The following is a 14,140-nucleotide window of genomic DNA, read 5'->3' as shown; positions in this document are numbered from 1 at the left end:
TTTTAAGCGCCGGGAACAGCGCGCAAAACAGTCAATGCGTCTTGTAGAAGACCGGGCATTGCGTTGTTGCGGCATTCAAAGACAACCATAACTGTCTGTAGTTCTTGGTTTTTCTTATAAATCTACAGCTCTGATATGCTTCTCGGCCTGTGGCCTGAGGTAGCACCATGCAACTCATCGATATCGGCGTCAACCTGACCAACTCCAGCTTCGACGGCAAACACCAGGCGGTTTTAGAACGTGCTTACGCCGCTGGCGTGGCCCAACTGGTCCTGACGGGTACCAGCGTTGAAGGCAGTGAACTGGCCTTGCAACTGTGTCGCGAGCATGACGAAAACGGACAACGGCTGTTTGCCACGGCGGGTGTTCATCCGCACTCGGCCAGTGACTGGAACAGCGACAGCGCCCAGCGTTTACTGGCCTTGCTCAAAGAGCCCCAAGTGCGCGCCGTGGGTGAATGCGGGCTGGACTTCAACCGCGATTTCTCTGCGCGCCCGCAACAGGAAAAAGTGCTGGAAGAACATTTGGCAGTGGCGGTTGAACTGCAATTACCGGTGTTCCTGCACGAACGTGATGCCAATCAGCGTCTTTTGGAGATCCTGCGCAACTATCGCGACCATTTGCCGGCGGCCGTGGTGCATTGCTTTACCGGCGAAAAGAAAGCGCTGTTCAGCTATCTGGACCTGGATTTGCACATCGGTATCACGGGGTGGATTTGCGACGAGCGGCGCGGTACTCATTTGCATCCGCTGGTGCGCGATATTCCCCGGGGTCGCCTGATGCTTGAAAGCGATGCGCCATATTTGCTGCCGAGAACTTTGCGGCCGAAACCGAAAAGTGGCCGTAATGAACCGGCCTATCTGACCGAAGTTTTGCGTGAGGTGGCGGTGCATCGCCAAGAGAGCGAACAGGATCTGGCCGAGCATACGACGGCTTGCGCACGGGCGTTTTTTGGACTGCCGGCTTAGCTTTTAGAACCGTCTCCCTGCCGCCACTCAAGGCTCTCCCGAAGGGGCCGGCAGATCAAAAACGAACCTGTAGCAGCTGACGAGCTTTGCGAGGCTGCGATCGACGGCGCAGCCGTCGCCGAACATCCCCCCGGCGTGTCGGATGCATCGAGCCTCGTCAGCAACCACCATCCTTGACCCATATCAACCGGGCCTTCTTCGAATAGCGGCACAATGATGGCACCTTGCCAATATTGTTCCGCAAAATCAGAGAAGACCTTCCATGGGTACCTGGCTTAGCAACATCTCGCTCAAATACAAATTCTGGGCCGTCAACGCGGTGGCTTTCGTCACCACGCTGCTGCTGGTGCTGTACGCGGTGCAGCTTGAACAGCAATCACGCAGTGATGCCGCTCAGGCCAGCGCCCTGGCGCAGGCGCAGCTGCTCGGTGCCTGGCCCGCAGACACGGCCTGGCCTGAAGCCAGCCATTTGTTGCGCTTACCTGCCCAGTCCCTGCCGCAACTGAGCAATGCCAACGGCTGGGTTTCTATCAACTCTATGCCACTGTTCGGGCAAAACCCGTTGCTCGGTGCCCAGGTGCTGACTCGCGGCGACGATCAAAAAATCGCGGTACTGGCTTACGCCCCCAGCCTGGCTCAGGTGTTCATGGAGCGCCTGCCTAACTATGCAGTCGCCGTGCTGGTTCTGATGCTGGCCATGCTCGGAGCCTCGCAACTGTTGATCCGATTTTTGCTCAGCCAACTCAATACCCTCAAGGATGTGATGCTGCATGTCGAGCAAACAGGCGACTTGTCAGCTCGCGTACCACTGGCCTGTACCGATGAGGTAGGACAAATGGCCAGTGCCTTTAATGCCATGCAGGCCGGTTACCAGCGAGTGGTGAATACCGTCGCCGACACTGCCGCGCAGCTTGACGCCGGCGCCGCGCGCCTGGCCAGCAGCATGGACGAAGTACGCCATGGCATGCTCGGCCAGCAGAGCGAAACCGATCAGGCAGCCACTGCGATCAACCAGATGTCAGCCACTGTCCACCACATCGCCCAGCACGCCGGTGCTACCCGCGACCTGTCGCAAACTGCAGATGACCTGGCCGGCAGCGGACAGCAAGTGGTCAGCCGCGTGCAGCAATCCATCGCCAGCCTGTCCACAGGGGTGCAAACAACCGCCGAGATGATTCAGCAACTCGCCCAGGACAGTCAGAAAATCAATAGCGTGGTCAGCGTGATTCACAGCATTGCCGAACAAACCAACCTGCTGGCGTTAAACGCCGCCATTGAAGCGGCCCGGGCCGGGGAGATGGGCCGGGGCTTTGCGGTTGTGGCCGATGAAGTGCGACATCTGGCCAAGCGCGTACAAACGTCCACAGACGAGATCACTTCGATGGTCTCGGCCTTGCAGGCAGGTACCCGGGACGCCGTGGACTTTATGCAAGAAAGCTCATTCAAGGCCGACGACTGTGTACAGCAGGCCCAGGAAGCCGGGGCCGCCCTGGCCGAGATCACCCGCGCGGTGGCGCAAATGCGCGAAAGCAACACCCAGATCGCTGTGGCCGCCGAGCAGCAAAGCCAAGTCGCAGAAGAAATGAACCGGGCCGTGGTCAGCATCCGTGACGTCACCGAAAACACTGTGCAGCAGACCGTCGACTCCGCCACGACCAGCAACCAGCTGGCGACGCTGGCAGGTGAACTGAATCGGGCTATCGGCCAGTTGAAACTATAGAAAAGACCCTATCGGGCCAATAGCCACAGTTGATTCGCCCAGCCCGCAACCCCGGCATATGCTTTGTCCATACGGTTCAGCCCAGGCTGAACACTTGAACAAAACAAGGAGAGCAATCATGGGCAAACGTCATCCAAACCTGCCAGCCTGGCAATGGCGCTCCAACCCGCAGAGCCATCTGAGCCCTGCGCATCAGGCACTGAACCTGATCGCAATTCCCATGATGGTGCTGGCTTTTCTGCTGCTGGCCTGGGGCGTATTCAGTGAGAACGCCGTGACTGCCTGCATCGGTCTGCTGGCCCTGTTCGCAGGCATGGCTTTGCAACACCAGGGCCGCAAGCTCGAAGACAGAACCGCGCAGCGCAGCCAGACATTTTGATTAACCAAAGACCGCTACGGTCTGGCGGCTGATCGCGATCAATTCGCCATTCGGTGCCCACAGATTAGCCGCCACATGACCGTAGCCGTCGCGGGCATGTTCGATCACCGCAAGGTACTGGCACCACTTAAGCGTGCTGGCTTGTGGCAAAGGCTGCACAAACTCGATCGTCCAGGTCAGCGTGCTGCCCGCTGTCGGTTTGTTCAACAGCGGCAACAGCGCAGGTGGCCAGGTATCGACCAGCGCCAGCAAATGGGTTTCAGTCAGCGGCTCGTCTTTGACATCACCGGCAAACCGCACCCAGCCACCGATTTCGCGTGTGCCACGCCCGGTGAAAGGCAGCGCGCCGACAGCCCAGGCCATGGACATGTGGCGCATGAACTCCGGGGTCACGCCCTTGATGTAGGGCAGTAGCGGGCTGTCCTCCGGGGCCTTGACCTGCGGCGCGGTGCCCCCTGACAGATTGATGACAGACTCACGTGCACTGCCGAAACTGCCCTGAACCAGGGTCACTACCTGGCCATTCTGCACCGCGCGGCCCAGTACCTGGCTAACGGCCTTGCCTTCACGCAGTACTTCGACTTCAAAACTGATCGACACATCCGGCTCGGCAGGGCCGACAAAGGTCACTGCCAACGAACGCAAAGCGCGCTCGGCCGGGACCTGAGCGCGCATGGCTTGGTACTGCAAAGCCACCATCAAACCGCCAAAACTGGCACGGCCCTGAGCCCAGTCCGGGGTAATGGTGACGTCCAATGGATTGCGCCGAACCGCTTCGATCAATTCGAAAAACTGCATGAGCACCTCAAGACAGAAAAATATGACGCGATACTACTCACCCACCTGATTCGGCACAGCGCTGTATCCGCCAAAACCCCTGCTGATCCTGCTAATGAAAACAGGCCGCGCTCAATTTGACCAAAGCACGGTCAGCGTGTTTTTCACCGCGCTCCAGCGCTGCCTGCCATTGCTCCACGCAAGGCTGTAAATCAGGTTGATGCTCAGCCTGGACCAGCCACTGCCAGGCGTCATGCCACTCACCCAAGGCTTTTTGCGCCGCCTTCAAGCGGCCCAGCACCAGCACCGGCAAACGATCCAGCTGCGGATAGGCTTCGGCTGCGTAACGCACACGCTTGATGAGTAGCCGGACACGATGCCGGTCATGCCCCGGATCATTCAGGGCCTTTTCCAGGGTCTGCCACTGTTTGTCCAGAACGCCCTCGATCCGCTGACGCAAACCTCGCAGCATGCCTTCGCGCTGGGCAGCACGGATAAAACGGGGGAAGACATCGAGGATCATCAGCAATTGAGCCAGTTGTGCACTGTCGGCCACCGCCGCGTAACTGCCCGACAACTGCTCAAAACGCCGCGCGGCCTGCACGCGATAGCCTTGCTGCTGCAAGTGCGCGGCCAGTACTTCGAGGTCTCGCAGCGGCGTAGTCAAAATGCCCACCTGGGAGGCGGACATTTCCAGTTGCACCACACCTGGCAACCCCCGCAACGGGCGTAACAGACTGCGCAAGCGCCGCACCGTAGTACGCAAATCGTGCAGGGCCTCGGGATCCGTATCAGCCTGCAAACGCGCCTGACAAGCCAGCAACCTGACCTCCAGACGCACAATGTTCGCGATTATCCGGTCAACCAGCTCAGACATCCTCACCCTCCCCCATCACCGCAACGGTTTAACGTCCTGCGCGGGATTCACGAATATAGAAACGCGCTTTCTCGGCCTTAGTGGTGCAACCTTCAAACGCTTCGAATTGCTGCTGGGTTTTGGCCCCAGTCAGCAGCGACAGGGCTTTGGAGTAACTGACAGTACCTGCAAAACCTTCAGCCTTGGCCAGATCCAGCTCATGCCAGGCAGCATCCAGCTGGGTTGCGCAACTGTCTCGATAAGCCGCTTTATTACCCGCACAACCCGCCAACGCCAGTGCAATCAACGGTACACAAAGCCATGCTTTCATGATGTTTCCCTCAAAAATTTATAGTCAGTGCAAGCTCAGACGGGCAAGCGGCGTAAAAGTGCCTTAACGGTCTCAACTCGTGTCGCAGTACTGCGCTTTTCAGCCCAGCCACGCTGACGGGTGATGCACGCAGATCGAGCGGCGAGTCAATGCTCTTACATCCTAGCTGGCAGACGCCGATTTATGCCAACCGCTGTCGCTACACTGAACAAAAAGGCATTGTGAACACCTGTCAGACGAAGGTTCGGGTCATGAAAAAACGTATTGCACTGGTATTAGGTTCCGGGGGGGCCCGTGGTTACGCCCATATCGGCGTCATTGAGGAGCTTGAGCGTCGCGGCTACGACATTGCCTGTGTAGCAGGTTGCTCGATGGGCGCGGTGGTGGGCGGCATTTATGCCGCCGGCAAACTTGATCAGTACCGCGACTGGATTCAAAGCCTGGATTACCTCGATGTATTGCGCCTGGTAGACGTCAGCTTTCGACTAGGCGCCATCCGCGGCGAAAAAGTCTTCGGCCAGATCCGCAATATCGTCGGCGAAATCAACATTGAAGACTTGCGTATCCCCTACACCGCCGTCGCAACCGACCTGACCCACCAGCAAGAAATCTGGTTTCAGGAAGGTTGTCTGCACCAGGCCATGCGTGCATCGGCGGCAATCCCCAGCCTGTTCACCCCCGTGATGCAGGGCAACCGCATGCTGGTCGACGGTGGCCTGCTCAACCCGCTACCCATCGTGCCGGTCGTCTCCAGCCATTGCGATCTGATCATCGCCGTCAACCTGAACTCCACCCACCACAATAATTATCAATTGCCCGTCATCGAACGCCCCCCGGCGTTTAAAGGCCGCTTTGACAGTTTGATGAGCTCGCTGGGGTCGCACATCCCGTTTCGCACCAAACAGGCCGAACACCTGTTGAACCTGGAACAGGAAATGCTCAACCCCCTGGTCGAGGAGCAGCCCAACCCCTGGCTGGAATCGGCCTACCCCAAAACCCGGCCACCTGCCAGCGAAGGAACCCCCAAGTCCGCCACCGGCTCTTTTATCATCGACAACGTCGGCCCCGCCTCGCTGCTGGACTTGATCAACCAGAGTTTCGAGGTGATGCAAACCTCCCTGGCGCAATACAAGATTGCCGGTTACCCGCCGGATATCCTGATCAACGTGCCCAAACGGGTGTGCCGTTTCTTTGAGTTTTACAAAGCCCCGGAACTGATCGCCCTCGGCCGGCAAATAGCCAAAGACACGCTGGACCGCTACGAAAGCGAAGATCATCAGGGGCAGTGACGCTTGTCAGGTCAACAACCGATACCCGACGCCCGCTTCAGTGGCAATGAATCGCGGATGCGTCGGATCATCCGCCAGCTTTTGCCGCAGATGACCAATCACGATGCGCAGGTAATGACAGTTTTCAATGTGGGTCGGGCCCCAGATATCCTTGAGCAATTGCTGCTGGGTGATCACCCGCCCCGGGTGGCGTGCCAACTGCGCGAGCACCGCGTATTCCTTGCGGGTCAGTGCCACTTCCACGCCATCCAGCAACACCCGGCGAAATGCCAGATCAACCACCAGAGGGCCAAGTTCAACCGCCGCCGCTTGCGTCTCGCCAGCGGGTGCCTGGCGCAATAAGGCACGCACCCGGGCCAGAAACTCCTGAATCCCGAAGGGCTTGGTCACATAGTCGTTGGCCCCGGCGTCCAGCGCCTGGACCTTTTGCACTTCGCTGGCGCGTACCGAAAGCACCAGTACCGGCACGTTCGACCACTCGCGAAATTCACGCAACACCTGCTGGCCATCCATGTCGGGCAGGCCCAGGTCGAGCACCAGCATGTCCGGCTGCTTTAACGCAGCCTGGCTCAAGCCGTCGGCCCCCGTGGCAGCTTCCAGCACGTTGTAGCCCTGGGAAACCAGACTGATGCGCAAAAACTTGCGGATCTGCGGCTCGTCGTCGATGACCAAAATAGTTGCGCACTGGCTCATGGCATCTCATCGCAGCAAAAGAATGGCCAAAGAGTATCAGTGTTCATGCTCGGGCTCTTCTTGATCCAGGGGCGGCTGCTCAGGTAACGGCAGATACAAGGTGATGCATGTACCCGTGCCATCAATGCCGTCACCGACGGTAATTCGCCCGCCATGGGCGCCGACCATGCCTTGACAGATCGCCAGCCCCAGCCCGGTGCCCTGCCCGCCGCGATCACCGCGGGCGGCGGTGTAGAACATGTCGAAAATCTTCGCCCGCTCATCTTCCGGAATCCCCGGGCCCTGGTCGCTGACCGCAAACCACAGCTCCTGTTCATCGGCACCGGCCTCCAGCACCAGTCGCCCGGCAGGCGGCGAGAAGCGCGCGGCGTTCTCCAGCACATTGATCAGCGCCTGCTCGATCAACGCTGCGTGGATATGCAGCAACGGCAATTGCGCCGGCACATCCACCTGCACCTGCAAAGGTGCCAGCACGGCATGCAGTCGATTCAGGGCACTGCCCACAATGTCGGCCGGGGACACCCAGTCACGGGCCAGTTTCAGCGCGCCGTGCCCCAGCCGGGTCATGTCCAGCAAGTTCTGAATGTAGCGGTCCAGCCGCTCGGCTTCATCACGGGTGCCCTCCAGCAGTTCGCGACGATCCGCCAAAGGGATCGCCTCACCCAGTGCCAGCAAGGTGTCGATACTGCCCCGCATCGTGGTCAGGGGCGTGCGCAGGTCATGGGACACGGACGCCAGCAAGGCGCTGCGCAACTGCTCGGTTTCACCATGCAAACGCGCAGCCTCAAGGTCCTGGGCCAAACGGGCGCGCGCCAGCGCCTGGGCCAGAGGCTGACTCAGCGCCATCAGCAAACGGCGCCGCTGGCCGCTGAGCTGCTGGCCTTCTTTGGGGCACACGCCAAGCAAGGCCAGCGGCCCCTCTTCAGCGCTTAACGGCCACCACCACCAGCGCCCCATCGGCAGGGTTCCGGTGCCCTTGCCTGCGGGCTGATCGTGGGCCCAGGCCCAATCCGCCGCGACGCGTTCGGCCTCACTGAACTGCAACGGGCCACCCGTCTCAACCTTCCAGCCACCGCCGGCTTCACGATTGAGCAAACACACTTCGAGTTCCTTCCAGCTGCTCAAGTGCTGGGCCGCGGCATTGATCACGGCCTGGCGATCGGTGGCGGCGGTCAGTTTGCGCGACAGGTCGAGCAATTGCGTGGTTTCCTCCTGAGTGTCGCGCAGTGCCTGCAACTGCCGCCGTTGCCGGGCCGCCAGGTTGCCGGTGAGGGCTGCCATGAGCAAAAAGAACAGCAAAGTCAGCACGTCTTCTTCACGCTGGATGCTGAACGAGAAGTTGGGCGGAATGAACAGGAAGTCATAGGCCAGAAACGACAGCGCGGCGCAGGCCAGTGAGGGCCCCAGGCTACTGCGCACGGCAACCAGCAATACGGCCGCCAAAAACACCAGCGAGATATTGGGCAATGCCAGCACACTGGAAACGCCCCAGGCCAGGGCACTGGCCAGAACGGTCGCCACCAGCGCCAGGCCGTAATCAAACCACACCAGCGTGCGTGCTCCACGACTGGAAGTGGGGGTGGGCGACTGCTCATTGTCGAGCACGTTGATTTCCAGACCATGGGCATCGCGCAGCAACCGCGAAGCCAGACCGCCACCGAAGACCCGCCGACGCCAGGTCAGGCGCGACTGGCCGACCAGCAACAGGCTGGCACGGCGCTCACTGGCGTGTTGAATCAGGGTCTTCGCCACTTCACCGGCGCGCAGCAACACCACTTCGCCACCCAGGCGCTCAGCCAGTTGCTGAGCGTTTTGCAGACGCAGCCGCGATTGCTCGTCACGCACCGTACCGTTGTCCACATGCACCAGACTCCAGGGCAGATGCCTGCGTTCTGCGACGCGGCTGGCGTGGCGTACCAGGCGCTCGGCATGCACGTCGCCATCAATCCCCACCAGCAACCGGCCACGCAACGCGGGAGCCGATTGCCCCTGCTGGCGATAGCCTTTATCCAGCTCATCGTCGACATACACCGCCGCGGTCTGCATCGCCAGTTCGCGCAGGGCGTTGAGGTTGGTCTGGGAGAAGAAGGCATCGATCGCTGCCCGCGCCTGCTCGGGCACGTACACCTTGCCCTCACGCAGACGCTCCAGCAGTTCACGCGGCGGCAGGTCGATCAACAGCAGTTCGTAGGCTTCCTGAACGATCCAGTCGGGCACGGTTTCGCGCACCTGCACCCCGGTAATGCCACGCACCTGATCGTTGAGGCTTTCCAGATGCTGGACGTTGACCGTGGTGTAGACATCGATCCCCGCTGCCAGCAATTCCTGGACATCCTGCCAGCGCTTGGCATGGCGGCTGCCGGGAGCGTTGCTGTGGGCCAGTTCGTCCACCAGCACCAGCTTGGCGGCTGCCGCCAGCAACCCGTCGAGGTCCATCTCTTCGAGCTGCACGCCGCGATACTCCGAGCGCAGCATGGGTTGCTGAGGCAACCCGTTGAGCAGTGCTTCGGTCTCGGCCCGACCATGGGTCTCGACCACCCCCGCCAACACCGTTACGCCTTGGCGGACCTGGGTATGAGCCGCTTGCAGCATGGCGTAGGTCTTGCCCACGCCGGGCGCTGCACCAAGAAACACCTTGAGCCGGCCACGGCCTGCGCGAGGTAGATCTGCCAAGAGCGCATCGGCGCGACCAGAATCTGTCATGGAATTACCTATTGAATACATAAACCCCGCAGGAGCGAGCTGTTCATAGAGCTCGCTCCTGCGGGGTGCTGTCAGTTTTCAAGCTGCGCCAACGCCTGGTTCAGCAGTAATACGTTCACTACCGGCGGCCCCACCAGCGGCTGCTCGGTATGTTTTTCAAGCAATTGCTCGAGCGTCTGCACCGGCAAATTACGCGCGGCGGCTACCCGTGCCAGTTGATAGCGTATTGCCTCAGGAGGCAAGTGCGGGTCCAGGCCACTGCCCGAAGTCGTCAGCAATGCCAGAGGCACCGGGCCCTGATCGGCTACCACCAACTGTGCCGCGCTGTCCTTGACCCGCGTGGCCAGGGCCGGGTTGCTCGGCGCCAGGTTGCTCGCGGCACTGGACACCGTGGCAAAGGCCCCCGCCGACGGCCGCGGGTGGAACCAGCCATCACCCGTGAAAGCCTGTGCGATCAGTGCCGAACCCTGCACCTGGCCTGCACTGTCGCGTATCAGGCTGCCGTTGGCCTGCTGCGGGAACGCCAACTGCGCAATCCCGGTAACGGTCAGCGGGTAGATCACCCCGGTGATCGCCGTCATCAACACCATCAGGCTCAGGGCCGGACGTAAAAGAGTAGCCATGATCGATTCCTCTAAAGGTGGTTAAACCAGGTGCAGGGCGGTGAGCAGCATGTCGATCAGCTTGATGCCTGCAAACGGCACCACCAGCCCGCCCACGCCATAGATCAACAAGTTGCGACGCAACAAATGCGCGGCACTCGCCGCCTGGACCCGCACGCCACGCAAGGCCAGCGGGATCAGCACCACGATGATCAGTGCGTTAAACACGATGGCCGACAAAATCGCGCTCTGCGGGCTGCTCAGCCCCATGATGTTGAGCACGCCCAACTGCGGGTAGATGGTGGCAAACAGAGCCGGCAGGATCGCGAAGTACTTGGCCACGTCGTTGGCAATCGAGAACGTGGTCAGGGCGCCACGGGTCACCAGCAGTTCCTTGCCGATTTGCACCACATCCAGCAGCTTGGTCGGGTCGCTGTCCAGATCGACCATGTTGGCCGCTTCCCGCGCGGCCTGAGTGCCGTCGTTCATCGCCATGCCGACGTCAGCCTGGGCCAGTGCCGGTGCGTCGTTGGCACCGTCGCCACACATGGCCACCAGCCGCCCGTCATTTTGCTCATGGCGGATGCGCGCCAGTTTTTTCTCGGGCGTGGCCTCGGCCAGCACGTCATCCACACCGGCTTCGGCCGCAATGGCAGCAGCGGTCAGCGGGTTGTCACCGGTGACCATCACGGTGCGTATCCCCAGCTTGCGCAATTGGGCAAAGCGTTCGCGGATACCGGGTTTGACCACGTCCTTGAGGTGGATCGCGCCAAGCAACCGGCCCTGGGCGCAAACCAGCAACGGAGTGCCACCGCTCTGGGCGATCTTGTCGATCTCGCGTGACAACGCCGGCAGTACTTCGCTGCGTTTGAGGCCGACAAACGCCAGTACGGAGTCCACTGCACCCTTGCGATAAATCCGCCCGTGACAGTCGATACCCGACAAGCGAGTTTCGGCAGTAAACGGCACCGCGGTGAAATCAGCTGCCGCAGGTTCCGCCAGGGTATGCAGGCCGCGAATGAACTCGACGATGGACTTGCCCTCTGCCGTTTCGTCCGCCAGCGAGGCCAGCAAAGCACCTTCAGCCAGCTCTTTGGCAGTCACGCCGGGGGACGCATAGAGCGCCGTGCAGCGACGGTTACCGAAGGTGATGGTGCCGGTTTTATCCAGCATCAACACATGCACGTCGCCTGCGGCTTCCACCGCACGCCCGGATTTGGCGATCACATTGAGCCGCACCAGCCGGTCCATGCCCGCAATCCCGATGGCCGACAGCAAACCGCCAATGGTGGTCGGAATCAGGGTCACCAGCAGCGCCACCAGAAACACCAGCGGCAAGCTGCCACCGGCGTAGTAGGCGAACGGCTGCAAGGTCACCACGACAATCAGAAAGATCAGGGTCAGACCGATCAGCAGGATATCCAGCGCCACTTCGTTAGGGGTTTTCTGGCGTTTGGCACCTTCGACCAGCGCGATCATACGGTCCAGGGTCGACTCGCCGGGGTTGGCGCTGATTTGCACCAGCAGCCAGTCCGACACCAGCCGGGTGTTGCCGGTCACTGCCGAGCGATCACCGCCGGACTCGCGAATCACCGGTGCCGATTCGCCGGTGATGGCCGCTTCGTTGACCGCGGCAATCCCTTCAATTACCTCGCCATCACCGGGAATCATCTCCCCGGCTTCGACGCGCACCACATCACCCTTGCGCAAGCGGGTCGCGGGCACCACTTCAAAGCCGCCCGTGGCCGTACGCCGCCGCGCACTCAAGCCGACGCTGCCCGCTTTGAGGCTGTCGGCGCGGGCTTTGCCGCGGCCTTCGGCCAAGGCTTCGGCAAAGTTGGCAAACAGCACGGTAAACCACAGCCACAGGGCGATTTGCACCGCCACCCCGGTGGGCACCGCAGGCTCTGGCATAAAGCACAGCACGGTGGTGAAAATCGCCGTCAGTTCCACCACCAGCATCACCGGTGAGCGCTTGAGCTGACGCGGGTCGAGCTTGACGAAGGCTTGCAGCAAGGCCGGGCGCCAAATATCGGCAAACGAGGTTTTCGGTGATTCGCTCGCCTTGGCTTCAGGCGTAGGTGTCAACTTGGAAACAGGAGCAGGCATAGTCATCATCGTCTCCTCAGAAGCCCAGAGTCAGTTGTTCAGCGATTGGGCCAAGGGCCAGGGTCGGCAAGAACGTCAGGCCGCCTACCAGCAGGATGGTCACGGTCAACAGCGCCACAAACAGCGGGCCATGGGTCGGAAAACTGTCCTGGCCAATCGGCGCGGTTTTCTTTAGCGCCAGGCTGCCGGCCAGGGCCAGTACCGGGAGGATGTAGCCGAAGCGCCCGAGCAACATGCCCAGCCCCAGCATCAGGTTGTAGAACGGCGTATTGGCGTTGAGCCCGGCAAATGCCGATCCGTTGTTGGCACTGGCCGACGTGAAGGCGTACAGAATCTGGCTGAAGCCATGGGCTCCAGGGTTGCTCACCGACGCCACGGCACTTGGCAGCACGGCTGCGATAGCCCCCAGCACCAGCACCCCCACCGGCATCACCAGCAAGGTCACCACCAATAACTGAACCTCTTTGGCCTGCAGTTTTTTACCGAGGTATTCCGGAGTGCGACCAATCATCAGGCCGGCCAGAAACACTGCAATCAACACGTTGAGCAACATGCCGTAGAGCCCGGCACCGACGCCGCCGAAGATCACCTCACCGACCATCATGTTGACCAGTGCCACCATGCCGCTGATCGGGTTGAGGCTGTCGTGCATGCCGTTCACCGAACCGTTGGAGGCGGCGGTGGTGGTGACGGTCCAGAGCACGGTGCCCGTGGTGCCGAAGCGCACTTCCTTGCCTTCCAGCGGCGCGGTTTGCTCGACCAGCGGGCTGTTCAAAGTCGGGTTGGGCTGGTATTCGGCGTACAGCGCCGTACCGCCGCCGATCAGGAACAATGCCAGCATGCAGGCGATGATGGCCCGGCTCTGACGCAGATCCTTGACGTAATGGCCAAAGGTGAACACCAGCGCGACCGGGATCAGGATGATCGAGGCCATCTCGAACAGGTTGCTCCAGGCGCTCGGGTTCTCGAACGGGTGCGCCGAGTTCACGCCGAAGAAGCCACCGCCGTTGGTACCCAATTGCTTGATCGCAATCTGGCTGGCCGCCGGCCCCAGCGGAATCACCTGATCCACGCCTTGCAGGGTCACGGCATTTACGTAATGGGCGAAGGTTTGCGGTACGCCCTGCCAGACCAGAAACAACGCCAGCACCAGGCACAACGGCAACAGGCCATAGAGCGTGGCACGCGTCATGTCGACCCAGAAATTACCGAGGGTTTGCGCAGAGCGGCGGCTGATACCGCGGCACAGCGCTACCAGCACCGCCAGCCCGGTGGCCGCGCTGACGAAGTTCTGCACGGTCAGGCCGGCCATCTGGCTAAAGTAACTGAGGCTCGCCTCACCGCTGTAGCTCTGCCAGTTGGTATTGGTGACAAAACTCACCGCGGTATTGAACGCCTGGGTCCACTCTTGCCCGGGCAGCTGCTGCGGGTTGAGCGGCAGATACTGTTGCAGCAACAAAATGGCGAACAACAGCACAAAGCCCGCCAGGTTGAACGCCAGCAGGGCCAGGGTGTATTTCTGCCAACTTTGCTCGGTGTCCGGGTCAACCCCGGCGACGCGGTAGCAGACCTTCTCCACCGGCCCGAAGACCGGTGTCAGCCAGGTGCGCTGGCCCTCCATCACCTTGTAGTAAAACCGCCCGAGAAAGGGCGCCGGCACCAGCACAAACGCAAAGAACGCAAGAATCAGCGCATAGTCATAACTGTGCATAC

The 14,140-nt window shown here is 60.9% G+C and carries 12 protein-coding genes; 4 read left to right on the top strand and 8 right to left on the bottom strand.

Translation table 11 applies throughout. From position 1 onward, the window contains the following. Positions 1-167: 167 nt before the first annotated feature. The 3 genes from AOC04_RS04190 to AOC04_RS04180 all read left to right on the top strand — a co-directional run bounded on the left by AOC04_RS04190 (position 168) and on the right by AOC04_RS04180 (position 3,067). The gene (locus AOC04_RS04190; RefSeq protein WP_060691288.1) at positions 168-968 is read left to right on the top strand and encodes a TatD family hydrolase; all 801 of its coding nucleotides are present in this window, start codon (positions 168-170) and stop codon (positions 966-968) included. 262 nt (positions 969-1,230) lie between these two features. Beyond that, on the top strand, positions 1,231-2,688 hold the full coding sequence (locus AOC04_RS04185) for a methyl-accepting chemotaxis protein (protein ID WP_060691287.1): 1,458 nt from the start codon (positions 1,231-1,233) through the stop codon (positions 2,686-2,688). Between the two features lie 118 nt (positions 2,689-2,806). Further along, entirely contained in the window at positions 2,807-3,067 is a 261-nt protein-coding gene (locus AOC04_RS04180) for a hypothetical protein (RefSeq protein WP_060691286.1), read from the top strand. On the opposite strand, the gene AOC04_RS04175 is transcribed toward AOC04_RS04180, so the two are convergent. The 3 genes from AOC04_RS04175 to AOC04_RS04165 all read right to left on the bottom strand — a co-directional run bounded on the left by AOC04_RS04175 (position 3,068) and on the right by AOC04_RS04165 (position 5,031). After that, entirely contained in the window at positions 3,068-3,865 is a 798-nt protein-coding gene (locus tag AOC04_RS04175; RefSeq protein ID WP_060691285.1) for an acyl-CoA thioesterase, read from the bottom strand. A 91-nt stretch (positions 3,866-3,956) separates the two neighbouring features. Continuing rightward, a complete protein-coding gene (locus AOC04_RS04170) occupies positions 3,957-4,721 on the bottom strand; it encodes a CHAD domain-containing protein (protein WP_060691284.1) in 765 nt (254 codons plus the stop codon). Between the two features lie 28 nt (positions 4,722-4,749). After that, positions 4,750-5,031: a hypothetical protein gene (locus AOC04_RS04165; RefSeq protein ID WP_003446784.1), complete on the bottom strand. Its 282-nt coding sequence runs from the start codon at positions 5,029-5,031 to the stop codon at positions 4,750-4,752. A gap of 251 nt (positions 5,032-5,282) precedes the next feature. Between AOC04_RS04165 and AOC04_RS04160 the strand changes: the two genes are divergently transcribed. Then, the gene (locus tag AOC04_RS04160; RefSeq protein WP_060691283.1) at positions 5,283-6,320 is read left to right on the top strand and encodes a patatin-like phospholipase family protein; all 1,038 of its coding nucleotides are present in this window, start codon (positions 5,283-5,285) and stop codon (positions 6,318-6,320) included. A gap of 6 nt (positions 6,321-6,326) precedes the next feature. On the opposite strand, the gene AOC04_RS04155 is transcribed toward AOC04_RS04160, so the two are convergent. The 5 genes from AOC04_RS04155 to kdpA all read right to left on the bottom strand — a co-directional run bounded on the left by AOC04_RS04155 (position 6,327) and on the right by kdpA (position 14,138). Further along, a complete protein-coding gene (locus AOC04_RS04155) occupies positions 6,327-7,013 on the bottom strand; it encodes a response regulator (RefSeq protein ID WP_060691282.1) in 687 nt (228 codons plus the stop codon). 36 nt (positions 7,014-7,049) lie between these two features. Further along, positions 7,050-9,716 (bottom strand): sensor histidine kinase, encoded by a 2,667-nt coding sequence (locus AOC04_RS04150; protein ID WP_060691281.1) that lies wholly within the window; start codon positions 9,714-9,716, stop codon positions 7,050-7,052. A gap of 71 nt (positions 9,717-9,787) precedes the next feature. Then, complete coding sequence (kdpC, locus tag AOC04_RS04145) at positions 9,788-10,339, bottom strand: potassium-transporting ATPase subunit KdpC (RefSeq protein ID WP_060691280.1); 552 nt, start codon at positions 10,337-10,339, stop codon at positions 9,788-9,790. A gap of 21 nt (positions 10,340-10,360) precedes the next feature. After that, positions 10,361-12,433, bottom strand: a complete 2,073-nt coding sequence (kdpB, locus tag AOC04_RS04140) for a potassium-transporting ATPase subunit KdpB (RefSeq protein ID WP_060691279.1) — start codon at positions 12,431-12,433, stop codon at positions 10,361-10,363. A 10-nt stretch (positions 12,434-12,443) separates the two neighbouring features. Beyond that, positions 12,444-14,138, bottom strand: a complete 1,695-nt coding sequence (gene kdpA, locus AOC04_RS04135; RefSeq protein WP_060691278.1) for a potassium-transporting ATPase subunit KdpA — start codon at positions 14,136-14,138, stop codon at positions 12,444-12,446. Positions 14,139-14,140: the final 2 nt, after the last annotated feature.

Source organism: Pseudomonas versuta (assembly GCF_001294575.1).
GTDB lineage: Bacteria > Pseudomonadota > Gammaproteobacteria > Pseudomonadales > Pseudomonadaceae > Aquipseudomonas > Aquipseudomonas versuta.
Note: the sequence above shows the minus strand (reverse complement) of the source record. Positions and strands in the feature narration are given on the sequence as shown.